Source organism: Tangfeifania diversioriginum (assembly GCF_900141875.1).
GTDB classification, from domain to species: Bacteria; Bacteroidota; Bacteroidia; order Bacteroidales; family Prolixibacteraceae; genus Tangfeifania; species Tangfeifania diversioriginum.
Genome location: NZ_FQZE01000013.1, coordinates 97,242 through 124,000, shown reverse-complemented (window position 1 = coordinate 124,000; position 26,759 = coordinate 97,242). Strand labels below are relative to the sequence as shown.

9 protein-coding genes are annotated in these 26,759 nt (G+C 45.9%); 2 read left to right on the top strand and 7 right to left on the bottom strand.

All coding sequences use genetic code 11. From position 1 onward, the window contains the following. Positions 1-420 (top strand): putative DNA binding domain-containing protein (locus BUC07_RS20920; RefSeq protein WP_175552510.1); only part of this gene is annotated, 420 nt, incomplete at its 5' end. A 406-nt stretch (positions 421-826) separates the two neighbouring features. On the opposite strand, the gene BUC07_RS10090 is transcribed toward BUC07_RS20920, so the two are convergent. From BUC07_RS10090 to BUC07_RS10070, 5 genes are all read right to left on the bottom strand, one after another. Continuing rightward, positions 827-8,830, bottom strand: a complete 8,004-nt coding sequence (locus tag BUC07_RS10090; protein ID WP_073168986.1) for an Ig-like domain-containing protein — start codon at positions 8,828-8,830, stop codon at positions 827-829. A 50-nt stretch (positions 8,831-8,880) separates the two neighbouring features. Beyond that, the gene (locus BUC07_RS10085) at positions 8,881-9,102 is read right to left on the bottom strand and encodes a hypothetical protein (protein ID WP_073168983.1); all 222 of its coding nucleotides are present in this window, start codon (positions 9,100-9,102) and stop codon (positions 8,881-8,883) included. 66 nt (positions 9,103-9,168) lie between these two features. Next, complete coding sequence (locus tag BUC07_RS10080; RefSeq protein WP_073168981.1) at positions 9,169-9,885, bottom strand: hypothetical protein; 717 nt, start codon at positions 9,883-9,885, stop codon at positions 9,169-9,171. Between the two features lie 75 nt (positions 9,886-9,960). Continuing rightward, positions 9,961-11,313: a hypothetical protein gene (locus BUC07_RS10075; RefSeq protein ID WP_073168979.1), complete on the bottom strand. Its 1,353-nt coding sequence runs from the start codon at positions 11,311-11,313 to the stop codon at positions 9,961-9,963. A gap of 610 nt (positions 11,314-11,923) precedes the next feature. Further along, on the bottom strand, positions 11,924-13,207 hold the full coding sequence (locus BUC07_RS10070) for a hypothetical protein (RefSeq protein ID WP_073168978.1): 1,284 nt from the start codon (positions 13,205-13,207) through the stop codon (positions 11,924-11,926). Positions 13,208-14,132: 925 nt separating this feature from the next. Here BUC07_RS10070 and BUC07_RS20915 point away from each other — a divergent pair. Next, positions 14,133-14,300: a hypothetical protein gene (locus tag BUC07_RS20915; protein WP_175552509.1), complete on the top strand. Its 168-nt coding sequence runs from the start codon at positions 14,133-14,135 to the stop codon at positions 14,298-14,300. A 478-nt stretch (positions 14,301-14,778) separates the two neighbouring features. Here the strand turns inward: BUC07_RS20915 and BUC07_RS10060 are convergent, their stop codons facing one another. Both BUC07_RS10060 and BUC07_RS10055 read right to left on the bottom strand, forming a co-directional pair. Continuing rightward, a complete protein-coding gene (locus BUC07_RS10060; RefSeq protein WP_083578194.1) occupies positions 14,779-23,820 on the bottom strand; it encodes an HYR domain-containing protein in 9,042 nt (3,013 codons plus the stop codon). Between the two features lie 1,512 nt (positions 23,821-25,332). Then, on the bottom strand, positions 25,333-26,277 hold the full coding sequence (locus BUC07_RS10055; protein WP_073168975.1) for a PorP/SprF family type IX secretion system membrane protein: 945 nt from the start codon (positions 26,275-26,277) through the stop codon (positions 25,333-25,335). Between the last annotated feature and the right edge of the window lie 482 nt (positions 26,278-26,759).

The following is a 26,759-nucleotide window of genomic DNA, read 5'->3' as shown; positions in this document are numbered from 1 at the left end:
AATAACAAGCTTTTACCTTCTCTGAGGGTAAAGGTATTTTCATCCCCTTCCAGGGGTTATCCCAAAGCCACGTCCTCTGGGCGTGGTTTTTTACTCTGGCATAATAAAATTGCCCAGGGCGAAGGTTACTACACCGAATTTATTGAAAAACTGGGGACTGGAGTTACCCGAATTAAACAGGAAGTTGAAAAAGCAGAGCTTCCTGAACCGGTGTTTCACTACAATTATTTTTTTGCAGTTGAGTTTACCCGGGTGGGGAAAGCCCAGAAAAGTTCCCAGAATATATTCGTAGTGGTTTTCTTGCAAAGCATCAATATTTTTTTGAGACAGGAGTGCGGCATCTGCTACAATTATTGGTTTGTCAATGTCAAATTTCTTTTGAAAAGGTTCAAGTGCCGGTATCAGGGTTTTGGTTTCTGATGTGTTGCTTGTAATTGTAATTCACTGATAATCAGTGCTGGTTTTGAGTGATCTGATCGCTGCACAAAACAGGAAGGAGTTCAGAAATTTTATTCGTTCTGCAAAAAAGAAAAATCTCCATCAATAAAATTCTCCGAACTCCTGACGGCTGCACCTTTTTTGGGAAAGGAGGACTCGCTCCGAACATCCTGAAATGGCATATTTTTGTAACGTGCTGTTTGTTAGTAACAATAACAAATATCAAAAAGACAAATACCAAATAAGCACCAAAAAACAAAAAATGAATCTCCAAACAATACAAATTGATGAACTTTGGAACTTATTTGTCATCGGCTCATTATGCCCAATTAAAATTGGGTGAACACTTGAAAAGCCCGATGGTAACCCTTCTGCTTCAAATAAAATTTTAGTAGGCAATCATCACTGTTCCGGTTCGCACTTCGCCATTGCCCAGTTCAAGCACATACAGGTAGTTGCCTGCCGGCAAGTTACCACGGCCAAGTACCCATTTGTTTTGGGTTTTGCCCCACCACCAGGCTTCCTGGTTGGAACCCCAGTAATTCAGGTTACCGTAATGTTGTTTCTCGAAGAGTTTATTTCCGGCGCGGTCGAATATGCGCATAACAGCATCGGGGTATTTATCGATACAATAAATCTGGAAGAAATCGTGGACCCCGTCGCCGTTGGGTGAGAATCCTTCCGGGATCATCAGGGTACATTCTGTATCTACGTCTTCTTCGTAGTCCGGCACTCCGTCGCAATCCGCGTCGGGCAATACATAAATCCAAACTTGTGTTTCGTCACACATTACCGGAATACCGTTGTCGCAAACCCGGTAGATAAAGCTGTCGGGCCCCATGTAACCCTCGTCGGGCATATATACAAAGGTACCGTCGGGGTGGAGGTCCACAATGCCATGTTCGGGTTCCTCTACCGGCCATAAGCTCATGGTCAGTTCGTCGTTGTCCGGGTCGAAATCGTTATAGAGCAGGTCACCCGTGAGGGGGAAACACATTACCGAGAACGAATCGATAACAGCCACCGGCGGGTTGTTGGGCTCGCCGATTTCAATAATAACCCTCGCGCTGTCACATTGTACATCGCAAGGTATGCCATTGTCGCAAACCGAATAATATAAGGTATCCATGCCGAAGTACCCAAATTCCGGCGTATAGGAAACAATGCCTGTTGCCGGGTTGATTTCTGCCGTACCGTGTGCCGGCACCTGCAGCAGGGTTGCAGATGTGATGTCGATTTCCCCGTCAGTATTCGTATCGTAATCGTTTTCAAGAATATCGATCATTACCTGTTCCTCCTGCAATGTAAATACGCTGTCGTTTTCGGCCACCGGCGGGGTATTTTCAATAATAGTTACCGCGAGATTCCGGGGGTTGATACAATTGTACCTTTCATCCGGAATAAATTGGAAGAGAAAGAGGCCCGCTTCATCAGTAGGGATAGTGTCGGTTGGAATGCCGTAAAGATTCCAGGTACCGTAAAGACCATTGATGCTGGAGTCGGGTAGTGCCAGCGGAATTTCTCCTACGCATAACGGGCCAATCGGGTCGAATTCCGGTTGAATCCAGGGTTTTACTTCAATTTGCAGCGTGTCGGTAAACGCGCAATTGTAGCCTGTGTCCGGCACAAAAACGTAATCGAACACGCCCACCGAGTCGGTACGGATTTCATCGGGTATCCAGGTTCCGGTTGTGCCGTTGAAATTGGCTTCGGGCAAAGTGGGTGCTTCTTCATTCTGGCAAAGCGGCCCGATTGGCGCGAACTGCGGAATAATCACCGTGTCGATTTGGATAGTGATAGAAGCAGGTTCAGTGCAGTCGCCAATTCCTGAAGGCGTAAAGGTAAATGTAAATTCACCCGGAATGCTGGTGTCAATCGTGTCTTTATCCCATGTTCCCGGAATGCCGTTTACATCGGTATCCGGTAAGGCAGGCGGTTCGGTGTACTGGCAAATGGGGCCGATGGGCGCGAGGTCGGGCGTAATAATTTCCAGGATTTCAATTTCCACCGTGGTATCCACTGCACACTGTCCGGGATCGGGCGTAAAGGTGTAGGTAAACATACCTGTCGAATCGGTACGGATAACCGCAGGCTCCCACGTGCCGGTGATGTCGTTTGATGAAGTGGACGGCAATGCTTCCGGTTCACTATTCTGGCAGAACGGGCCAAGTGCTTCGAACAGCGGTGTGTCTTCTCTGTACAGCTCAATAGTTTGTGTGCAGGAAGCGGTGTTTCCACAGCCATCGTAAATCGTAAAGGTGCGGGTAACCGTGGCGGGGCAACTTCCTGCTATTTCATCCTGGTAGGTAATTGTTACCACTTCGCAGTTGTCGGATGCCCCAATGTCAAGCGCCGTGGTATCTGTCAGGGATACCTGTTGTGCCGAATCGGAATAGGCCAGGCCGGTAAGCGCTTCAAGCTCGCCTGCTCCGGCATCAAACGCAACATCAGGTGGACAGGTAATATTCGGTGGGATGGTGTCGTTTACAGTTATTTTCTGTTCAAAGTCAGTGGAATTGCCGCAATTGTCGGTAAACCGGTAAGTACGTGTAATGGTCATCGGGCACCCGTCTCCTGTCGGTTCGCTGTCTCCGATATGCTCCAAGGTAAATATATTGCAATTGTCTTCAACTAAACCCCCATCCTCCCAGAATTCAGTGTAGTTCCTGTAAGGTTCCGGTACGGTGCAGTCGGTTATTATATCACGCGCCGGCCTGTACACATAAGGATCAAGTTTATCCTCGATAACAATGATTTCCCTCGCCTGTGTGGTATTGCCGCACATGTCTTTTATTTCGTAGAAACGAATGATGGTTTCCGGGCATTTTTGTGCATCTGTGCTCTCTCCGGAATACCGGAAGGAGGACCAGTCCAGTTCACATTCATCTGATGCCAGGTTACCGCTTTGCGCCTCAAACTCGCTTCTGTTTCGGTAAACGGGCGGTTTTTCTCCCGGGCAATTTACTCTTTTGCGCGAGAATTCAAGTATTGGTGCCGTAACGTCCCGGATAATAATCAACTGTTCGCAGGAAATCACATCCCCGTTGGTATTTTCAATGGAGTAGGTACGGGTAATGGTTTCCGGGCAGCTTTCCCCGTCAGAAACATCCGTGCCCATTTGAGTGAAAGATTCTTCAATCAGAGCATAAGTGCTTTCAATCACGCCACCTGCAGCTTCATATTCGGCAAGGGTAGCATAAGGTTCGGGCATTTCATCTAACCCGCAATCGATCACAATCACCGGCGGGCAGGTCATTCCGTAGCCAGCTATTACAACAGAAAGGAATTCCGTACAATTGTTGGCATCCGTAACAAACACCGTATAGTTTCCTGCTTCCAGGTTACTGATGTCTTCGTCGGCGGAGGTGAATCCGTTGGGGCCAACCCATTCGTACGAATAAGGTCCGGTACCTCCTTCAACATTAAGGGAGATACTGCCAGTCGGATCCGGCGAATCACCCACATCCGTTTTGGTGAAGGTCAGTTCCAGTGCATCGGGTTCGGTAATTTCGATGGTGAGCGTTTCCTCTGTACCCTCCGCATCGGTGACCGTTACGGTGTAAATTCCGGCTTCCAGTCCGTAAATATTTTTTGTGGCTTCCCCGTTGCTCCACGCGTAGCTGTACGGTTCAACCCCGTTGGAAACGGTCAGTTCGATGGCACCCGTACTGTTGCCGAAACAGTCAACGTGGGTGATGTCAGGAGTAATCGTAATTTCGGAAGGCTGAACAACGGTAAGGACAACCGTATTGGAAATAGCCGGAACGGGCGCAGCGCAATCCAACCCGGAAGTTAGCATAGCATAAATTTCGTCGCCATCCTGCGGGGTATAAGTGTAGGTAACCGCAGTTTCGCCCGGCACTTCCGCACCGTTCACAAACCACGCATAAACCGGGTCGCTGCCGCCGTTTTCAGGTGTGGCAGTCAGCGTTACCTGCTCGCCTTCGGTTATTTCGGTCTGGTCGGCGGCGATGGTAATTGTGACAGGAATTTCAGGTTCTGTCTCCAGTTCGAGTGTCAGCACCGAATCGCATCCGGAAACCGAAGTGAAAATGTGTTCATAGAAGCCTGAACCAGTAATTTGCTGCCCGTACCAGTCAAACGGCACTTCGGTTTCGCACACTGACATCGGAATGGTGTCGTGATATTCAGGTACAATTTCCAGGTTCAGTGTCAGCACCGAATCACATCCTGCGACCGAATTCAAAGTATGTTCGTAGAAGCCGGAAGTGGCAATTTGCTGCCCGTACCAGTCGAAAGGCACTTCGCCTTCGCATACTACCATCGGAATTGTGTCGCGGTACTCAGGTACAACTTTCAAATCAAGTGTCAGTATTGAGTCACACCCTGCTGCTGAAGCGAGCGTGTCGCTGTAAATGCCTGCATCGAAGAAGTCTGTTCCGTTCCAATTGTATGGTAACTCAGAATCACAGATCGTCACATCGACCGTATCCCTGAATTCGGGTAGCACATCGAGAACAAGGGTAAGAATGGAATCACATCCTGCTACTAAAGCCAGGGTATCGGAGTAGGTTCCGGCAAAATCAATGTTTGTCCCGTTCCAGAAGTAGGGCAGTTCCGATGCACAGACTACCGCATTTGTCGTATCCCTGAATTCGGGCAGCACATCGAGAATAAGCGTGAGAATGGAATCACAACCGGCTACCGAGGCCAGGGTATCAGAATATGTTCCGGCCAGGTCAACATTTGTTCCGTTCCAGAAGTAGGGCAGTTCCGATGCACAAACCACTGCATTTGTTGTATCCCTGAATTCGGGCAGCACATCGAGAATAAGCGTGAGAATGGAATCACATCCAGCTACCGAAGCCAGGGTATCGGAGTAGGTTCCGGCAAAATCAATGTTTGTCCCATTCCAGAAGTAGGGCAGTTCTGATTCGCAAACCACTGCATTTGTTGTATCCCTGAATTCGGGCAGCACATCGAGAATAAGCGTGAGAATGGAATCACAACCGGCTACCGAGGCCAGGGTATCAGAGTAGGTTCCGGCAAGGTCAATATTTGTACCGTTCCAATTGTATGGCAGTGCCGATTCACAAACTGTTGCAAACGTGGTATCCCTGAATTCGGGCAGCACATCGAGAATAAGCGTGAGAATGGAATCACAACCGGCTACCGAGGCCAGGGTATCAGAGTAGGTTCCGGCCAGGTCAACATTTGTTCCGTTCCAGAAGTAGGGCAGTTCCGATGCACAAACCACTGCATTTGTTGTATCCCTGAATTCGGGCAGTACATCGAGGATAAGTGTAAGAATGGAATCACATCCAGCTACCGAAGCCAGGGTATCGGAGTAAGTTCCGGCCAGGTCAATGTTTGTGCCGTTCCAGAAGTAGGGCAGTTCTGATTCGCAAACCACTGCATTTGTTGTATCCCTGAATTCGGGCAGCACATCGAGAACAAGGGTAAGAATGGAATCACACCCTACTACTGAAGTCAGGGTATCAGAATATGTTCCGGCCAGGTCAACATTTGTTCCGTTCCAGAAGTAGGGCAGTTCCGATGCACAAACCACTGCATTTGTTGTATCCCTGAATTCGGGCAGTACATCGAGGATAAGTGTAAGAATGGAATCACAACCGGCTACCGAGGCCAGGGTATCAGAGTAAGTTCCGGCCAGGTCAATGTTTGTCCCGTTCCAGTTGTATGGCAGTTCAGATTCGCAGACTACTGCATTTGTTGTATCCCTGAATTCGGGCAGCACATCGAGGACAAGGGTAAGAATGGAATCACAACCGGCTACCGAAGTCAAAGTATGTTCGTAGAAGCCGGAAATGGTAATCTGCTGCCCGTACCAGTCGAACGGCACTTCGTTTTCGCATATTACCATCGGAATGGTGTCGCGGTACTCAGGTACAACTTTCAAATCAAGTGTCAGTATTGAGTCACACCCGGCAACCGAAGCCAGCGTGTCGCTGTAAATGCCAGCACCGAAGAAGTCAGCTCCGTTCCAGAAGTAGGGCAGTTCAGAATCACAAATCGTAACATCTACCGTATCCCTGAATTCAGGCAGCACATCGAGGACAAGCGTGAGAATGGAATCACAACCGGCTACCGAGGCCAGGGTATCGGAGTAAATTCCGGCTAGGTCAATGTTTGTCCCGTTCCAGATGTAGGGCAGTTCTGATTCGCAAACTGTTGCAAACGTGGTATCCCTGAATTCGGGCAGCACATCGAGGTTGAGGACAAGGATGGAATCGCAGCCTGCTACCGAAGCCAGGGTATCGGAGTAGGTTCCGGCAAGGTCAATATTTGTACCGTTCCAATTGTATGGCAGTTCAGATTCGCAAATCGTTGCAAATGTTGTATCCCTGAAATCGGGCAGCACATCGAGGGAAAGGGTAATAATGGAATCGCATCCGGCTACCGAAGCCAGGGTATCGGAGTAAATTCCGGCCAGGTCAATGTTTGTACCGTTCCAGTTGTATGGCAGTTCAGATTCGCAAATCGCCATATCCAAAGTATCGCTGTATTGCGGGAATACCCCGATGTTTATGGTATCCCTAGTTTCGCAACCATTTTCATCGGTTACCGCGTAAATCAGTTCATAACTTCCGGCCGGAGCGCCGCTAAATTCCGGATCGACAACCGCCAAATTACTTAGGTATGTTGCGCCTTCACCGCTCCAAAGATGGGTATAGCTGCCGATTCCTCCCACAGGATTGCCGTTCAGCGGCAGTGTTTCGTCTTCGCAGATTTCTGCCGGGTCGGGCGAAATTGAAGTTGTGAGTTCATCCGGACTTTCAAGCAGGAAGGATTCATCTTCATCACATCCTTTATTATCGTTTACAACCACCCGATATTCACCGGCAGGGACAATCACCGAGTCGGCCTTGTTATCCGTATTTTCAACTCTTATGGTATCGTTCAGGCTGTTTAACCAAACGTATGAATAAGGTTTCTGACCGTGCCTAACTTCAATGTAAAGGGTTCCTGAATCCCCGTAACAAAGGATGGGGGAAACAGATGCCGTGAGTTCAATATTTTTCTCTTCATTGATAAACATCTCAAGCGAGTCGGTACACCCCAGCGAGTCGGTCACATAAACCCAATATAATTTTTCTCCCTCCAAATCAACTATATCTTCAGTATCGGCAATAAAGCCGGTATCGTCGTGCCATTTATAAAGGTAGTAGCCATCAGCAAACGGAGTTCCGCCTGAAACCGTTAAGTCGATTGAGCCGGGTTGTTTTCCGCCGCAGCTTGCATCGACACTGTCGGCTGAAAGTACCAGGGCGGGAGGTTCGGTAATTTCAACAGAATCTTTCACTTCACAACCGTTTTCATCGGTTACTGTGATAAGGTATTCACCGGCTGCCAGTCCGGTGGCAAGGGCTGTGGTTTGCTCGGGTACGGTGTTCCATGAATAGGTATAATTACCGGTTCCGCCTGAAACAGCTACACGGGCTGCTCCGTCGATTCCATTGAAACAGTTCACATGTTCCACACTGTCAATTGTGGTAAGGAGTTTTTCGGGTTCAATAATTTCAACGGAGTCTTCGGCAACGCACCCCACACTGTCGGTAACCGCAAGGTAATACCAGCCGGCTGCCAGGCCGGTTATTTCTTCGGTGTCGGCAGTGAAATCACCGGGGCCGGTCCATGCGTAGGTATAAGTTCCGAACCCGCCGGAGACATTAGTTGAAATGCTTCCCGAATTTTCATCAAAGCACACCGGGTTGGTGGCTGTCAGTTCAATTACGGGATTGCTGAAGGTGATGGTAACGGTTGAAACATCCATCTCACAGGTTCCGGGATTCCCTTTACCAAAAGCTGTGAGGGAAAGTGTTACACTTCCGGCTGCAATGTCTTCATCACTGGGAAAATAGGTAGGGTGCAGGACATTTTCGTTGCTGAATGTTCCTTTTACTCCTTCGCTAAAAGTAGTCCAAATAACAGTGGAATGGTTGGATGCGGAAGCCGCTTCAAGGAAAATATTTTCATCGGTGCAGGCAATAATATCCTCGCCGGCAAAGGCTTCCGGCCCTTCAATGACTTCTACTTCGCCCAGTTCGTGGTTGGTGCAGTTCATGTAAGTTTCTCCGTCCACCACCGAAACATAGTTGCTGGTTTGTTCCACCGAGAGGTAAAAGGTGCCTGTAGTATCTTCAGGCCAGACTATGGTAATTTCGCTGCCCCAGATGGAATCTCCATAAGTGTTCATATCGGCAAAGTCGGTTCCGGTTGGGTTTGTTAAGGTTATTTCCGTGCTGTCGGCATCGAGCAATTTCCATTCCCAGGTGGATGTTTCTTCTCCGTTAATCCGGTAAGTCCGCTCTGCACCCTGACATACAATATCGATGACATAATTTTCTCCCGCCGCAGCATTTGCAGCAATAAGGAGTGTCATCAATACTATGTATGCCAGTCGTTTCATTATAATTGTTACACGTTACAAGTTACCCCGACGAAATGTCGGGATTTCCGCTACGCTCCAACAGGTTTCAGGTTACAGGTTTCAAGTTGCAGGTTTACCCCGTGAAATGATCCCAGTTGGGATTTCATGGGGTGAACCCCGTGAAATTTGACGCCAGGAGAATATTTCACCGGGGTTGCAAGTTCCAGGCCTGCCCCGTGGAATCCGGCGAAGCATGGTATTCCATCGGGGTTCCATGTTATGCTATTATTATATGTACTGCTTCGTTTCATTTTTTACTTTTCAATTTCTTCTTTCAACTTCGTGCTTCCCGCTTCCATATTCAAAAATACTTTAATTTATTCTCCATCTCCTTCCTCATCTTCTTTAATGTATATTTCTGAATTGGTAGGTATTGGATATATGATTATTCTTGCTGTATCCGTTGGTTCGGAACTTTCGATTTTGACATCATTGATGTAGTTGATCCAGTATTCTTTTATAATCACTTCATCATTGGGTTCCATGGTGTTGGTAGGAATTTCATGGTAATATTCCTGCTCCGAAATGCCGTTTACATGATGGTCTTCCATTCCATCGGTATATATAATATCCCACGGCCCCACACCCGTAAAGACAATCCGTAGATAAGTGATGTCACCAAAGCAGGCTTCGGCCCCGTAAATATCGGCCTCGGGAACATCTTCAATTTCAAGCGAATACAAGAGCAGGTTATTGGTACAGTTGACCTCGTCCCAAACCATTACCCTAACGTAATACTGTCCCGGCGGCAGATTGGTGACATAGACGGTTGAACCTTCATACATACCATCCACAAAATAGAGGGCGGGATCCAAACGGTCATTTTCCAGGGCAAAGTTCACACCCGGATCGTCATAAATATCCCAGGTGTAGCGATCGCCGTTCTCCCAGTCCACCACGCTAAATTCAATAGTATCGTGCCGACTTACCACAATATGCTGCACCGGTTTCTGGGCCCTGGCAGAAGCCACAGCGAGAAGCACCAGGAGGATTCCCGGAATACGGCGCATGATATGGTAAATCAGTTTTTTCATTTTAAGCCCCCTCTAACTCCTTCCGTGGGAATAAACCCAAGGGGAAGGAAAAGAGAATGGTATTTTTGCTAATTATTATTCATTGTCAATTTTTTTACTTTTTGTTTTTGTTGACGTTGTCCCCAAAGGGATAAACAGGAGCTCCGCACGCTGACAAGTCCGTATGACTCCTCTCGTATTCTCCCTGCTCACCGTTTGGCTATACACATGCAATCCCTCCGGGATTTGCCGGACCGCATTTGATGTGCCCTGTATTGCCGTCTGCTTCAGCTGACGGATCAAAATAAAGCGAGGCAAATCCGGCTTTAGCCACATCTTTTCCTGATGGGGCTGAAGCCCCGTGGAGATATGAGTATGTCTGTTCCGTTGGCTTGGCATAGCCATCCCTTCGGGAAAGCCAACGGCAATATTTGCTGCCAGGGCCGATGCCGGCGGCCTGTCTGTCGACCAGGCAGGCATCGAATATTTATAGAAATACCATGGTGTAAATAGTTGTTCGACTCCGGGAGCCGCATTTAACCCATGCTTTCTTTTTCTATAAACATGCAAACCCGCCGGGATTTGTTTTTCTATTGCCGTCTGCTTCAGCTGACGGATTAAAAATGAGCAGACCAATTCTTTGGGCTTTAGCCACATTTCTTCCTGATGGGGCTGAAGCCCCGGGCTGGTATGGGTATGCCTGTTCCGTTGGCTAAAGCCAACGGCAATATATACCGGCATAAAGCAAGGCATGTTCCGTTGGTTTGGCATAGCCATCCCTTCGGGGAAGCCAACGGCAATATATGCTGCCAGGCCTGATTCCAGCGGCCTGCCTGCCGACCAGGCAGGCATCAAATGCTTATAGAAATAATGTGGTGCAGATTGTTGTTCGACTCCAGGAATCGCATTTAACACATGCTTTCCTTTTCTATAAACATGCAAACCCGCCGGGTTTGAATGCGCGGTTGAAAACACTCGCGTCCCGTTCCGGGCACGTTCCATTCCGGTGCGGCTGCGGCACACTTTTTCCGGTGGATGACCGGCCGGCTCACGGGCTCTGCTGCGGCTCTTTAAACCTTCAAGGTTTCGCAAACCTTGAAGGTTTGGACTATACATATGTAATCCCTCCGGGATTTGAAAGGCCGCGTTTGTTGAGCTGTCGCGGATATGCAGTTCCGTTCCATCACGCCTGCCTGTCCGGCAGACAGGGATGTGGATTTCCGTTCCATCGCGGATTCGGGTTTCTTCAATCGGCGAATCGGAATTCACCGCACCCGTTCCATCACGGATTCGGGTTTCTTCAATCAGCGAATCGCCCGCCTGAATGACGCAGTAGGGCAGGGAATTCCTGCCTGTCCGGCAGGCAGGCGCTGGACCCGTCTCCGGTCCACCGCGGGGTGCGGGAATACCTTTCCCTTTCCACCCTGGTGTTGGATGATTTTGTTTCATATTTTAACCTGTGTTTTCCATCCTTTTTTCGGATGTGTTTACTATCAGGATCTCCGTTTCCTCCTCTCCGGGCAATCCCAAAAGAGGCCTCCAAACGAAGTTCTTCGTAATAAGGAGGGCGAGTTATAACGCTATATGGGTTTTCATTTACTACATATTTTTATCATGCTTTTTTCGCTTTCTCCTTCATGTTCCGGCGGCTTCGTTAAAAGCTGCTGAAACAGTGCAATCGTGTTTTAGTTTCACATTTCATTATTCACTTCTTTCATTCCTTTTTCTCTGCGGAGATGGTCAATGGTCATTAGTCACTGCGACTTCTTCCTCAGCTTCAAGTCTCAAGCTTCAAGCTTCAAGTCGATTTGCAACCTGAAAGGTGCAACCTGCAACTTCTCCTCTTCACTGCCAACTGCAACCCCTGATGAAATTCCTTCCTTCGTCAGATTTCACAGGGGAAACTGATCACTGCGACTTCCTCCTTCTTCACTGCCAACTGTGACTGATCACTGCCAACTTCCTCCTCCCCGCTCCGGGGCCCGGTCGTCTGCCCGCCAACTGACGGAACAAACAACCGGGATCCGGTCAGGAATGAAAAAGCAAAATTAATCATCCTTTAAGGTGTAGTGTTACCAGTTTTAATTTCAAAAGGTTCTGGGCCATTAGTTGCATCATTTGAAATTTCAGGTCTTGGAGTAAGATCATATTCACCATAATCATCAAATTCTTCAGCTACACATGCTTCTTGAGAAATATCATCAAAATCATGATTTGTATATTCACTTGCTGCATCTGCTGCATTAGAATCAAACATAACTCCGTCAACGGCAAGTGTAACAGTTTGTGTTGCATCTGCATTTTCATTTGTAGTTCCATGATCAACACGAACCCTAACAACAATGCATTCCCCTGTCCCATCATCAGCACCAATAGCATTTGGAGTTGTAGTTAAATCAGTATTAGTATGCATTACAGGAGTTGAACTTGTATAGATTCCAGATGCTTCAGACATTTGAACCCAATCATCGTCATCAGTTGAATTAGAGGTTGATTGGTAAGTCCACCAAACTTCTAAAGCCTCCGCAGTACCAGTATAGTTTAATTGAAACTCAGGCATCCAGGAATGGGTAAAATTAGCAGCAGTTACTACAAAATAAACCCAGTTTTCGCCGTAATCAACTGTCAATGTCCCTTCTCCCACTACATCGCTGATGGGAACATAATCGGCACTTTCAATTGGAGAAACGCAATCTGAAGCTCTTTGATTTAAGGTATCAATTAAGGACCCATCAGCTGCAAGAGGATTCATATCCAGTGTGAAGTTAAATTGCGGTACAATTCTAAATACCTCAATATTATCAGTACAACCAGCGTCATCCATAACATAGGCTACAAGTAAAATCACTTCATCGTCAGCCCTCAGTCCACTAAAAGATTTCCAGGTAATTTCCACTGAAGCCTGATTGTTTCCACCAGTTCCAGCTGCTGGAAGAATATTATAAACTCCAGTTTCGGAATCCAAAATATACGGATCATCACCACTTCCATCATCAATGTAGGTACGTGCATCAGTCATATTGTTTAATATTTCAACAAGACTATCTCCGGCAGTAGTCATTTCAGCATAATTAACCACAAACCAGTGAATATCATCTGTAGTATTAGTTGTTTCAACATAGTAATTATATGGTTGACCCGGTTGAGGATGAAGAGCATCTACCGCTCCTGCACAATCTTCATCTAATACAGTTGGTGGCAGGCAATTCTGCAATGCTGTAGATAATTGTTTAATGTATGGATTTGGAACTCCATCACCTGTAGGTTGCCCAAAGGCACTGTTTAACCCGGCAAACACAAATGCCAGGCTCAAAAACGTAAGTAATAAAATTTGCTTTTTCATTTTGTAAAATTTTTGGAAGACCGGCCCCCTTCCCTTCGGGCATTCTCCCATAGGGACAAGCCCCAAGGAGAACAGAAGAGAGGAAGTAGAATCTTCCGTGTTAATAATTAAAAATCTGTTTCAAATTGTTTTAAAAAATTAATGTTTAAACATTTAATTGACAGGTGGAGTACTGAACTGTCATAGTAGCTGTGACCCCCTATAATCCCCCGAAGGGGGATGGTTCCTCCCCTTTGGGGAGGTTAGGAGGGGTCAGTTCAATACTTCATTGTCAGCTTGTTAAAGAACGCATTTTCGTTGTTTAGTGGGTTTAGCCCCACGGGGTTTTCGCTTTGCCCGGAGCGTCGGCCGGGATTTGGACCTCCCCTAACCCCTTCCGTAGGAATAAATCCAAAGGAGGGGGATGAGGAACTGCTACGTATGAACTGGCAATAAATTAATCAGCTTTCAAGCTTTTATTTTCTGTTGCCGGTTTAGGATAATGTTTATCCTGGGCGTTGGTTTCTTCTTTCGGCCTGTCAGTCCCGATTATTATCGGGAACAGCGCCAACTCTGAATTGTCATTTCGACGTTAGGAGAAATCTCTCGTTTTTAGTGAACAGATTTCTCACCCGGAATACCGGGATTCTCCCATAGGGATCGCTTCGCGGGAAATGACAGGTTAATTGGGTTAGTTACTGTTTGTCACGTGCCTCCTTTCTGGTTTGTGTCTTTTTTTCTTGAGCGGATTGGTGGGGTTGCAGGAGACTGACTCCCTTTACCCCCTGTCCCGGTAAACCGGGACTCGTCCCCCTTGACAAAGGGGGACAAACCCACCGCACAAGATTCCAGAGACTGGTTAATTACTGGCAGGCTGTTTTTACGCGCTAAGCGCTTAGCACCTGCATTTTTTGACGCGCCCCGTAAGCTGCTGAACAAGAACGAAATGATTGTGGTGATGGCAGCAGCCCCGGGACAATCGCCGGAACCAGCGCTTCCCCGCGGCAACAGGGAAAAAGAAGCCTCTCCCCGGCCCTCTCCAAAAGGAGAGGGAGGAGGGAAGATGCAACACTGGTTATATTTTAAGAGAAGCCTCTCCCGACCTCTTCCGTAGGAATAAATCCAAAGGAGAGGGGTAAGAGAGATCGTAGTTATATTTTGATTTTTATTTAAAAGCTGTGAGCTGTGTTTTTTGAGTTGCAATTCGCAAGCTGCAAGCTTCAAGTTGTGAGCTGCGAGCCTCGGGTTACGCGCTTTTTGTTTCTTGCCTCCGACTGCCAACTTCCGACTGCTGACTATGGACTTCGATCTGCCGGGGAGTGCGTCACCCCTGACGGGGCTCGCAGCCCCGTCAGGGGTAGCGGTTGCCAGCCAATGATCGGAAATCGATGCTCGATCACCGGTTTCTTCCGTCTTCTGACTTTGGACTTCCCCAAGCCACCGGGGCATCCCGCTTATGACTTCCGACTTCCGACTTCTGACTTCCGTCTTCCATCCTCCTCCTCTTCTCTCCCCTTTGGGGCTTGTCCCTATGGGGAGATGTCCGCAGGACAGAGGGGCTTTTTTCATTATGTATTTCCTGTCTTTCATAATCAATAGTTCTCTTTTGTTATTTGCGGCCGTGGTGTTATCACAATATCCACAGAAATCGGTTCGCTCATATTTCCGTTCCCCTCTTCATCCAGGCTGCAGTCTTCCAGCCAGTAGGTAATGGTGTGGGTAATGGTATTGAATTCAACCCCGTCGCCCCAAAGCTCGATGTCGCTTCCATATTCTGAAGGCTGCCCGGTTGATTCAATCGGGTCGTGTGTTATCCATTCGTCTTCATTTTGCGGATCAGGTGTTGGTGAAAATTCAATTTTCCAGTGAATAATTAAATCATCATCAGCGCAGCAATTATCGTTTATATTTTCAATATTGAGTTCAGTATTTTCTGATTCAAATGTTCTGAAATCGACCGGGTATTTATTTAAATTCGGGTCTATGTGGTTGACCACAGGATTTGCATTGTCAGGATCGTAGGTTGCCCAGTGGAGCGGATCGACGCAGTTTTCGTACGCAGCGGGCGGAGTAAAGGAAGGAGGTTCGTTGTCGATAACTGTAATGGTATGGGAACACTCATCAGTTCCGGAGGGGTTGGTTGCCGTCCAGTATATGGTTGTTGTACCTACCGGGAACTCCATCTCGCCGATTTCGGGCGGGCCTTCAACACCTTCGGTTGTTTCATCGAATTCTACGTATGTATCTGGTCTTCCGTCGGGCCAGGAGATGGTATAAGTCCAAACGAGTGGACGTCCGCCGCTTACCAGTTCGGCTTCAAGAGGATCGAACAGTGCCGAACAAACACCAGAACCGGCATCCAGCGTATCAGGATCGGGACATTCGATAACGGGTGCGGCAAGTACTACAACTTCTTGTTCACATTCGTAAGTATTGCCGGAAACGTCTGTAATTGTCCAGGTTACGATAGTTGTTCCGATTGGATAGTTTCCGTTTGCATTTTCAGTTTCGGTGCTGAATTCTGAATCATGCTCGACAGTTTTTACAGCCACACATGGATCATCATAAGTAGGGGCGGATACTTCTACCCAGGCTTCAGTTTCACCATTTTCTACAAACACCGGATCAGGGACTGGAGGACAATCTACAATCGTTTCGTAAAACTCTGTCCATTCAACAAAAACTGTAAACTGGCAGGATGCCTCATTGCCCACATCATCGGTGGCAATATAGGTAACGGTTGTTTCACCCAGCGGAAAGTTGTAGCCGTCAACAGAACCATCACCTTCTACTGTGGTTCCGTCTGGTAGATTAAGTATGTATGAAAGTTCAGGGTCTGAACATATGTCACTATAAACTGGATCGAGGTCTGCCTCGTATTCTGTTACCTCACATTCACCGGTGATGGCCTGCAAGACAATTGGATTTCCATCGCCGGGGCAGGTGATTGTTGGCGGCTCATCATCTGTGATGGTAAAAATCGCCGGATCGGTATCTGTCGAATTCCCGCATTCATCGGTTGCAGTAAAGGTAACGGTTTTGGTTTTGGCATGGGCAACCAAATCAATAACCCAGTCCTGTGTGGTGCTGTTATTGGTCCAGGTTACGTCGCTGCAATTATCGGTGGCGGTTGCACCTCCGTTATTTTCAAGCCAGGTTTGATAGTTTGTATTGGAACCGGCACCGCCCGAAACACATAAAGCTTCATCATTTACCGGCTGAGTTGTAATAACCGGCGCAGTTTCGTCAAGTATTGTTACAGTAAGCTCGCAGGTAGAACCGCAGCCGCTGGCATCGTTATAATTCAGGTTTAACGTGAAGGCCCCGTCGCAAACATCTGCTGTTCGTATTGTTACGGTTTCACCATCTGTATTTCCAACAATGGTTGCATCGCCCGTAATACTCCAAAAATAATTGCTCATGCCGGTTTCAGCTGTGAAAATGTATTCCGTATTCGGGCAAAGCGGTTCAGCAGGCCCGGAAATAGTGCAGGTAATTACCGGGTTTACAGTTATGGTTACCGTAAATGGTTCGCCGTCGCAAATACCGGCTGTTGGGGTAACGGTATAAACCACATCGATGGGTTGGTCGGTTGTGTTTGTCAGGGTTCCACTGATGTTTGTTTCGTCGGTTCCGGCTACTGTTCCTTCAATTCCGGCTACGGAAGGAGCCGACCAGGAATAAGTTGTTCCGGTTGGCACAATACCGTCGGTTTCATTCTCCGGTGTGTAGGAGAAACTACCATCACTGCAAATTTCAACAGAGTATGGATTTATAACCGGTTTGGGATTTACTGTTACGGTGAATTCGCAAGTGTTATAATTGCATCCATCAAAAGCTTCCCAGGTAACGGTTGTTATACCAATATTGAATTCCACATTATTCAGGGTGGTCAGATTAACGGCTTCAGTGTCGCCGGATAAACTGGCAAATACAGAAGTTGTTTCGCAGTTTTCAATTACCGTAGCATCCCAGCTTGTTCCGGTATGCACATAAGTTTGAGCCGCTGTGTTTACACAAACCGGATCCGGCGCAGGGGTGTTGCAGGTAACATCGGGAGGTGTGGTGTCGATAATGCGGAGTGTTGCGTCCGATTCGCTGCAAGCCAGACTGGAACTGGCATCTCCTGCATTTGTGTTTCCGCAATCATCGGCCAGCACGTAACGGGTTTTTACTTCATAACCTGAACAGTCGTCGCCGGCAGGTGATTGATTGGAGCTACCCCAGGTATCCCCGTCATCAAAGCTGTATTCAATATTGAACCCTCCGATATCAGCCGGAGGTGTTACCTCAAACGGGCCGCACCCGGCACTAACTTCGGGTGCAGGCGGTGCAGGCGGATAAATAACCACACTTACGATGTTGCTCACACAGTCTTCATCACCCGTTGCACTAGCCGGTAATGTTCCGCATTCATTTTCCAGTACATAACGCGCCTGGATGGTGTGGCATCCCGGGTCGGTGGGCAGGGTTGGTGTTGCAGCCCAATCATTTCCATCAATTTTCCATTCAACGCTAAAACCACTGATGGCCGGGACTGAAGGAAGTGTGAATGTTGTGTTGCAGGTGTTGTTGGGCGTGTTTAAAACAGGTGGTTCGGGAAGGACGAGGGCGTTGACAGTATAGTCTCCGCAAGGGCTGATTGTTCCTGCCGGTACAGTGGCATACTCAGTGCTGCAATCGGATGTTAGTACATACCTGGCCAAAATGGTCCAGCATCCGGAAGTATTGTTTAGAATAGTGTTAGCCTGTGTTCGTGTCCCGTATTCACTCAATGTACCACCCGGCGGTTGAACAGCAAATTCCAGCGAAAAATCAGCAACCGGAGTAATTTCCGGGATTTCCAGTTCGGTTCCACATCCTCCAGTCAGTTCAAACGCGGGTACCTCCGGGAAAACAACAAACGGTTTGGTATCTATGCAATTTCCTTTTGCATAGGTAGCTTCATAACAGCCGGGAGTTGTTGGCTCAAATTCACCGGTAACCGGGTTTATATCTCCGCCACCGTTTACCGTCCATCCCTCATCTTGATCAAGATTGTTGTCATTGGTGATTTCATCGTCGAGTAAAAATTGAACATTGTCGCCACCAATGCAGGAATTTACAGTAGTAACAACAGATTGCAGGTAAAGTATTTTTACAGATGTACTTGAAGTTCCGCATTTTCCGGTAACATAAATTCTGAATTCAGGCTCATAAGGATAATCGCCTGTGTTAATGGTATAACTATAAGTAATCTGTCCGCTATTATTGGATTTCTGATAACTACCGGGCACTTCTTCCCAAACACCATTGTTATTATACTGCAGCCAGGCTTCATTTATATTATCAGGATTATTACCAGCACCGGAACCTGTAATTTTGGCAGTTAATGTAACTTCACCTCCTACACATGCAACCTCTTCCTGATCAATATCTGTATTGACAAAAGGACCATGTTTATCTACCACAACATGTGAAATATCTGAATGTGTTGTGCCACAAGAGTTCGTAAATGCAGCTCTAAAAAAAACTTCTTCATCACTATCAGGTGCAAATAATTCTAATAGATTTTTAGTTGTTCCGTCAAATTCAAAATCCCGCAAATCGCCGGAGCCAACAAGACCATCGGGCACGGGAGTCCATCCGGTTGTTCCATCCATACTATATTCCCATTGAATTGTGGCAGACGGCGAAGCTGTGCTGTATGAAGAAATTGCAGTATTTGATTTTCCACAAACCAGTAAAGGTGTTTCCGGTTGTTGTGTAACCGTTGGAAGTGTATTAACGGTGACTGTAATTGGAAATACGGAACTTTCACAGCTAAAATCATTATCATAATCAGCTTTTGCGGTAACCAAATACTCAACTGTTCCGCCAGTGGCTTCAGTAGCTTCAAGTTCTTGGTCTATTAAACTGCCTGAACCTGCTTCTGCACCTGAAATATTTCCTGTTATTTCACCAATGGTCCATGAAAAATTAGCATCAACATTTGCCTGAAGCAAAATATCCGTGCTTTCTCCCGAACAAATTGTTTTTGTATTGTCAGTTGTCATTTCCGGCGTGGTATTCACCGTAACATTCACCGGCTGAATGTCATAACAACCGTTGGTGGTTTCACCTTTAATGTAGTAAGTGCCGGTAGTAGCAACCGTGGTGTAATTTGTTAAAGAGTTGGTGGCGTTGGCATCCAGCCAGTAGGTGTAGTTTAAGCCGGTGGTTGATCCTGAAGTAATTGCAGCATTTGTAAGGTTTACTGTTGCGGGTGTGCAAACAGGATCGGGGTCGGTAATAACTACTTCCACTTCATCATAAATGGTAACCTCAACGGGTTTAATGTCGGTAAAGCACCCATCGGATGATTCACCTCGAATATAGTACGTTCCTGAAGTAGTGACTGTTTCCGGGGCTGTTAGTGCAGTATTGCCGGTTGCGTCGGTAAAATAATCATAGGTTAAACCGGAAGTTGACCCTGTTGTTATTGCCGGGGCGGTTAAATCCACTGTTCCCGGTGCGCAAACTCCTTCAGGGTCGTTAATTACAAGTGTTGGTTTTTGGTAAACATTAACGGTTTCAACTGTTGAATTACTGGCCGTACAGCCTTCGGGCGTTGTGTAATTGACTTCAATGGCCTGGCTGCCGGAATTGTTCCATCTGACGTCTATCTGGTTCGTACCATCTCCGCCTGAAATGACTGAACCACCAGCAGAAACAGACCAATCGTAACTACTCATCCCGGATTCAGTGGTATATGTTACTGTTGTGGTTTGACAGGGTAAAAAATTTCCGGTTATGGTGGGGATTGGGAGGGGGTAAATTTCCCATTCGGCTATTGTTGCCCAGTTTGTTCCTGTGCATTCTGTATTAACAGCGCAGTTTGTACGTCTTCCCTGAATAATTAATGTATTTCCTTCATGACCGGTGGTATTTATATTTCCGCCAGAATATGTTGCCCAGTTTATTCCATCAAAACTGTATTGAAATTCATCTGAACAACCAACTCCTCCGCTGCCGGAATTAAAAGTTGCCGAAACGGATTGTCCAACACAAACACCATCATCACCTGGTGTTTTTGAAGCCAATGTTGGCCCTTCTGGTTGAGCGATAACTATCCAGCTAACCCGATTTGGTGTAGATTCAGTGCATCCGGTTCCATCTGCTGTTCTCCTGCTTTCAATAAGGTTTATACCCTCCACTGCATTAAATGTCGGCACTGTGGTTGACCAGGCAGACCAGTTTGTCCCGTTATCAGTTGAGTAGCGGTATTCATCATCGATGTTTCCGGCACCACCTGTTCCGGCAGTAACAGAAACAGTTAATGTTTGTCCTTCGCAAACATCGCTAAGATTGGGATTTTTGGTCAAGTCAGGTGCTACTGGCTGCTCAACAACTGTAACTGTTGTTGTTCCTGTTAATCCAGATTCTACTGCGTCGCAATTTTCATCTGAAAGTGAACTAATTGAATAAGTTGTGGTTGTATTTGGGTTCACAATTACAGAAAAAGTTCCGTCCCCTGTTCCGGTTGCTGTACTTCCATCGCTTAAAGTAAGTGTCCAGTTCCCGTTTGCAGTAACATTACCGGAAATGTTTACCGAACCCCCGTCGCAAATTGTTAAATCGGCAGAAGTAATTTGGGCAGTCGGAAGAGGATGAACTATCACCTCAATATCATCAGATGCTATAAAACCATTTCCATCTGTAACGGTAACTTCGTATGTTGTAGTTACTGATGGGCTGGCAATGGGGTTTGCTGGATCAGTTAAATCGAGATCGGTAGCGGGATTCCATGAATAACTTTCTATCTGGTCGCCGGTTGCCGTGGCAGTTAATGTAGTTGAAGTGCCGTAACAAATAGTTTCAGGCGATGCAGAAACAGAAACGGTTGGTTCACTAAGCGCGGTAAACTCAAAATTTTGCTGTGTGATTTCAGTGATGGATATGGTATTTCCACTAATGGTTGCATTTCCTGTTTCGTTCCATACTGAACCGGTATAATCTCCGACAATAAATCCGGAAATAGTGCCGGAGATATCATTGCTGTGGTAATCTACGGTTACATCGTAATCCAGATTGGTGATTCCACTGGTAGCTATTGTCCAGTAGCGGTTCAGGAAGTTTGTGGTGTTGGCATTTTCAGGATGTTTTTCGTCAAAAGTTTCAATTTCAATGTAAGCGTTGGTGTAGTCAGAGCCGGAAATTGTTATGGAAGCGGGAATTGAAGCTCCGGCTGCAGTTGTTAGAGGAAAATTATAAGTTCCATTTTCTGTAACTGGTATTCTATAAATAATATCTGCGTCTCCTGTTGAAGTAAAATTCGGGAAGGATGTATCACTGGATATTTTGTAAGTTCCTGTTCCGAAATTTAATGTACCCCCAAAGTTTTTGGTTCCCCCGTCTAAAATGGATAAATCGAGATTTCCTGAGCCGTTTGGATTCAAAAAGTTTATAGTTCCTCCTGTCATATTAAAATCAGAAGTGGCAGTTAAATCTAAAGTTGCCAAAGAGGAACTGCTGTGCCCTTCGGTGTTTAAATTGATGGTTCCACCGAAAATGTCTGCGGTTCCTCCCGAAACAACGAGCCGGCCTGCAATATTAACTGTGCCATCATTTACTTCGAGTGTTCCTGAACTTCGGATGGTTAAACTGTTTCCCGATGTTTGGCCAAGCGTTACAGTTCCGTCGTTAATTTTAAATAAACCTTTATTTTCAATCGAAAAAGCCCCGGTGGTAAGCGTACCCCCATTTATCTCCAGTCCAGCAGTTTCTTCAATGGTAAAACCGCCAGTTGAGTTGATATTAAAACTATTTCCGGAGCCAACCTGTACCAGGCCACTGTTCATTTTTAAACTTCCGCCACCTGAAATAGCTGCTGTTCCGATTATTGATAATGTGGTTGAAAGACTTCCCTTACTTATAATTAAATCTTCAAACGTTGTATTTCCGCTGATTGTAGCATCGACGCTGCCGGCAAACTCAACAATTCCGTTGGTTCCGCCATTGTATGAACCGCTATTGGTCCAATTTCCGTAAACCTGTAAATTATAAGCACCGTTATCGAGATAATTTAATGTTCCTTCTATATTAATATCATTACAAACTGCATCATCAGTTAATGTCACTGTATAGGCTGATGGAATAACTACATTGGTTGATCCGTCAGGAACACCATTATCCCAGGTAGCAGGATCATCCCAATCCCCATCGTCAATAGCTGTAGTGGTTCCCGCCATCGCCCCTTTCAACTCCACCTCTTCATCCGTTTCAGCAACTTCTTCTTCCCCTTCCACCACAATCCGGTGTTCGGCAGTGGCAACATTCCCGCTGGCATCGGCAATCTCATAGACTTTTGTCAGTGCATACGGGCAGTTTTCCCGGCTTTGGGTTTCAGAAAGCAGGCGGAAGGTGGTTTCATCCACTTTGCAGTTGTCGGTGGCCGAGCCTCCTGCAGCGGTGAGTTGTTGCAGGGTTTGCCACGAGGCTGGAATTTCGTCGCCACACTGGATGGTGGTATCGGCAGGCATGGAGAGCACCGGCGGCTCGGTGTCTTCCACAGTGATGGTAAATGTGGCCTGCTGGCTTTCGTTGCCCATGGCGTCGGATGCGATGTACTCCACGCGGGTGGTGCCCACAGGGAATTCGTCGCCTGGCTCGTAATTGTTTTCCTTTATAATCAGCCGGTTCGGCGTGCAGTTGTCGCTGGCGGTGGGTTCAATCCAGAAAACCGTGGCGGAACACTCTCCTGGCGCGGCTTGCACGGTAATGTCGCCCGGGATGTTTTCCAGGCGCGGCACCTGGTTGTCGGAGATGGTAACTGTAAACGAGCAGGAAGTGGTGTTCCTGTCATTCCCGGTAGCAGTGTAAGTGACCATTGTGGCCCCTTCGTTAAAGGTGTGGCTGCCAATGCGGTTGATGCCCTGCGGCGGAGAGGCATCTTCGGTGGCGCCGGTCATTTCCCAGGTGAGCGAGGCCACTTCATTTTCATCGAACTCCGGGTCGAGATTGCCCGAAATGAAGCTCTCGCAGGTGTTGATGTCGGTGTAGGTGGAAATATCACCGGGGCAGGTGATTTCCGGATTTTGTTGTGCGCGGAAAGAAGTTGACGGAGTTTTCTTATCGTATGTGGTTGATTTTTTGTTTGTTGTATGCATCACTTCACTGCCTGGAGTCAACTGCAAGGGATTGAGACTGGCCAAAAGATTTTCAGGAATCGGAATGCAGGAACCTGCAGGCGATGGGATGACGGCTTTTGATTTAAATGGTTGGTTGAATAGGTCTTCTGTTTGGATGGCCCGGTCTGGTGGCCCGTTAATGGGATGGTAGCCTTGTTTTTTCAATGCGCCGGAAGCGAGTAGTGGAACGAGGAATAATTTAGTGCTATTGACATTTGGTATGGAAAATCCGGCCTCATTTTGATTAAGGATTGGAAATCCTGTTTTGAAAAAACAGGTTTTGTCGGCAGTGGGCCCGGTATTTAAATTCAGTAATGCACAGTTGCATTCTGTTAGAGATGAGGTAGTAAAGCGGGTTCTTGAACCTGAAAAATGATAAAGTGAAACCTCCCTTGCATCAGATTTTTCATCCAAAACAGCGGTTAGTAGGAAAGTTACAAGTATAAGAATCCTGACAAGAGTTATGTGACCCCTATTTTTTACCATCACCGATAAAATAAATGTCCTAAAATTTGCCGCAGGACATTTGTTAAATGCAATCTACGTTGTTTATCCGAAATTTTAAAAAGGTTTTTTGTCTTTTTTTCCGAATGATGAACGGTTTTGCTTTTGTTAATTGTTAATAACTATTAAAGATTTGTGGGTGCAAGTTAAAAAAAACAAAATGATAGTAAACAGGTGAGAATGTTTTTTTCAGCATAAAATCATTTAAAATCAAAAGATTATATTCTGATCACTTGTTCAAAAATGCTGATGGTAATCGAACACTTGCTGAGTTTTTGTATGCTTTTTTCCTGATTGCGTTACACTAATCGAATCCATACCGGGTTCCTGCTTTTGCAATGCGGTATATGTTGGATTACAGAAGTGTGTATAATGTCATAAAAATAAGGTTTTTATGGTTTGGTTAAAATACATGGCAAACACCAGGTGCAGGTTTCAGAACCACAAAACAATTCATATAATTTTCCCGAATACTTAAAATTCTTAAAATTTTGTGCTATGAGTTCTGGCTAATTTTATTCCACGCAGACCCCGAAAAATAGGGGCGCAAAATAAAAGAAACGCAAAAATCGCAATGAAAAATCAAATGACTGAGAATGATATTACTTTGTTGCTCACTTATCTGAAATAAAACCGGGACTGCTAATAAATTTAACTCCAAAACGTTAAAGGATACCACTTGCCGGGTGGTCAATAATTTTTAAACTTCGCTCTTTTTGCGCGTCTTTGCGTGGAAGATTTTATCAGCTCCTCAAATTAATAATTAACCTCTTATTACCTTATTGTGTGTCTAAGATTTATAAAATGAAATTGTTATAAGAGATGAATGCAAATTTAATTCGATAATGAATTTTGTGAATCTTCGTGACTTCGTGTTTTCTCCCATTGGGTTCGCTTCGCGGTTGGCCAGTTCTTTTATGCCACCAGGGCACAAAGACCCAAAATCTTCAATTAGGTAATAAGGTAGTTATTTGCTGGATTTTTTGGCTTGTTACTAAGGTTGTTAAAAGAATAAGGTTTTTTCTGAGTTCCGTAATTTGCTGTCTGTTGTAAGGTTTGAAAAACAGGTTCTTAAAAGATGATTTCACCAGCGTTTAAATTTGATGAGTGCTAAAATAAAAAACCTTATTGAATTAGGCACTTAAGTAATAAATCGCGAGTTGTGAAAAAACTTGATAAACAAGGGGTTGCAACCCCTTGTTGGTTTCTGATATAAAAGAACCTAATTTAAATTTAACCAGCTTCATTCCACAAAAAATATATCATCATGAATGTCTGACACTTACAAGAATTGTTAAAATGCCTAATTCAATAAATTTAACTCCAAAACGTTAAAGGATACCACTTGCCGGGTGGTCAATAATTTTTAAACTTCGCTCTTTTTGCGCGTCTTTGCGTGGAAGATTTTATCAGCTCCTCAAATTAATAATTAACCTCTTTTTACCTAATTATTTTTTGAATAGTGATATGAACTATTTCCTTTCGTCCGCAAAATCAAAAATACTTTTCCCGGATGTAGCTTCTGCCGAAGAAATCGATATCGAATCCCAATGTCACCTCGTAAGTGCCATACTGGTAGGGAAAAATTTCGTTGTAGGTTAAGTCCATGGCAAACCCCAGTCGCAGGTTGTTGTCCATAATCCATTGCGATACAAAGCTGAGTGCATTTCCGGAGCGGAGCACCAGTCCCAGCCAAAATTTTTCGTTAAGTAAAACATTTGCTGCCAGGTCGTATTGAAGCGGCAGTCCACGGGTGGCTGCAACCAGCATGGTGGGTTTGAAAGCCATGTAGTTTAACGTGATAAAGTTGAAAACGTACCCGGCAGCGAGGTAAATGGTCTGGATTTCAGTCTCAATATTGTAATTGTTGATGTTGGCCCTGTAATCATTTTTCAGCAGTTTGGGAATGGAGAGGCTTACATAATAATTTTCCTCGTAGAGGAACGCCCCAAGGCCAAAGTTGGGCATAAATTTCAAATCCACATCTGCGCCAAATGCGGGGTCGTATTCACCATCGGGATATAATTCGTACTGGGTAAGCGGATTTTTGTAGTTGATGAAACCAGCTTTTAGCCCCAAGCGCAGGCGGGTTTGCGGGGTCAGCGCAATTTCGTAGGCGTAATCGCCAAAAATGCTCAGTTTATTTTCCAGTCCATACCTGTCGTTGGCTACGTTAAGTCCCAAACCCACATTCCTGTTGTTGGTAGGGGAATGGAATGAAAATACCTGCGTGAGCGGCGACCGGTCGATGCCTGCCCACTGCTTGCGCACCAGCGTGGAGAATCCGATTTTTTCCCACATCCCCGTGTAGGCCGGATTAATGGGCTGCATGTTAAACATGTATTGGGTATGAATGGGTTCAGCCTGCCCATAACTTCTTATGAAGAAAATGAAAATCAGTACGCCCACAAGACTTGTTTGTCTTATCAAGTTTTTCATGTTTATGGAATAAATCACCGCGGCAACATACAAATTTAAAATGGCTCGGACAATAGCGTTTTTTAATTCCCCTGTCGCTGTAAATCATATACTTGCAGTCATAGAGGGGAGTTCGCGTCCCTGTTCGCGGAAAAAAATCAGTAAACATAAAATAAAATGGTCTTTTTTGAATTATAAAGGCAAAAATGCCGATATTTTTTTTCGGGAATTAGGCAGATGCCGATAGGGGTTTTTAACCCTGTTTCTGTGGAATACTAAACTAAAGGCTGATGCTTAAATAAAGAAAGGGAGTGCATCCAGTATTGGTGCTCCCTGGTTTATTAATTGTCTTGCCAGTACTCGAGTTTGGTTTCTCCGCCCGAGTGTATCGTCTTTTAAAAACAAATAATACTAAATTTCGATCGGTGCGGTTGAGTTTTGAATCAGGGCAGACGTATTGCCAGTTACACCACAAGACTGATTCTTTTTTACGGGCTACTGAA

Coding starts and splice junctions, on each gene's coding strand:
- BUC07_RS10090 (WP_073168986.1), bottom strand. CDS start 8,830: ATGAAACGACTGGCATACATAGTATTGATGACACTCCTTATTGCTGCA.
- BUC07_RS10085 (WP_073168983.1), bottom strand. CDS start 9,102: ATGAAACGAAGCAGTACATATAATAATAGCATAACATGGAACCCCGAT.
- BUC07_RS10080 (WP_073168981.1), bottom strand. CDS start 9,885: ATGAAAAAACTGATTTACCATATCATGCGCCGTATTCCGGGAATCCTC.
- BUC07_RS10075 (WP_073168979.1), bottom strand. CDS start 11,313: ATGAAACAAAATCATCCAACACCAGGGTGGAAAGGGAAAGGTATTCCC.
- BUC07_RS10070 (WP_073168978.1), bottom strand. CDS start 13,207: ATGAAAAAGCAAATTTTATTACTTACGTTTTTGAGCCTGGCATTTGTG.
- BUC07_RS20915 (WP_175552509.1), top strand. CDS start 14,133: ATGATTGTGGTGATGGCAGCAGCCCCGGGACAATCGCCGGAACCAGCG.
- BUC07_RS10060 (WP_083578194.1), bottom strand. CDS start 23,820: ATGGTAAAAAATAGGGGTCACATAACTCTTGTCAGGATTCTTATACTT.
- BUC07_RS10055 (WP_073168975.1), bottom strand. CDS start 26,277: ATGAAAAACTTGATAAGACAAACAAGTCTTGTGGGCGTACTGATTTTC.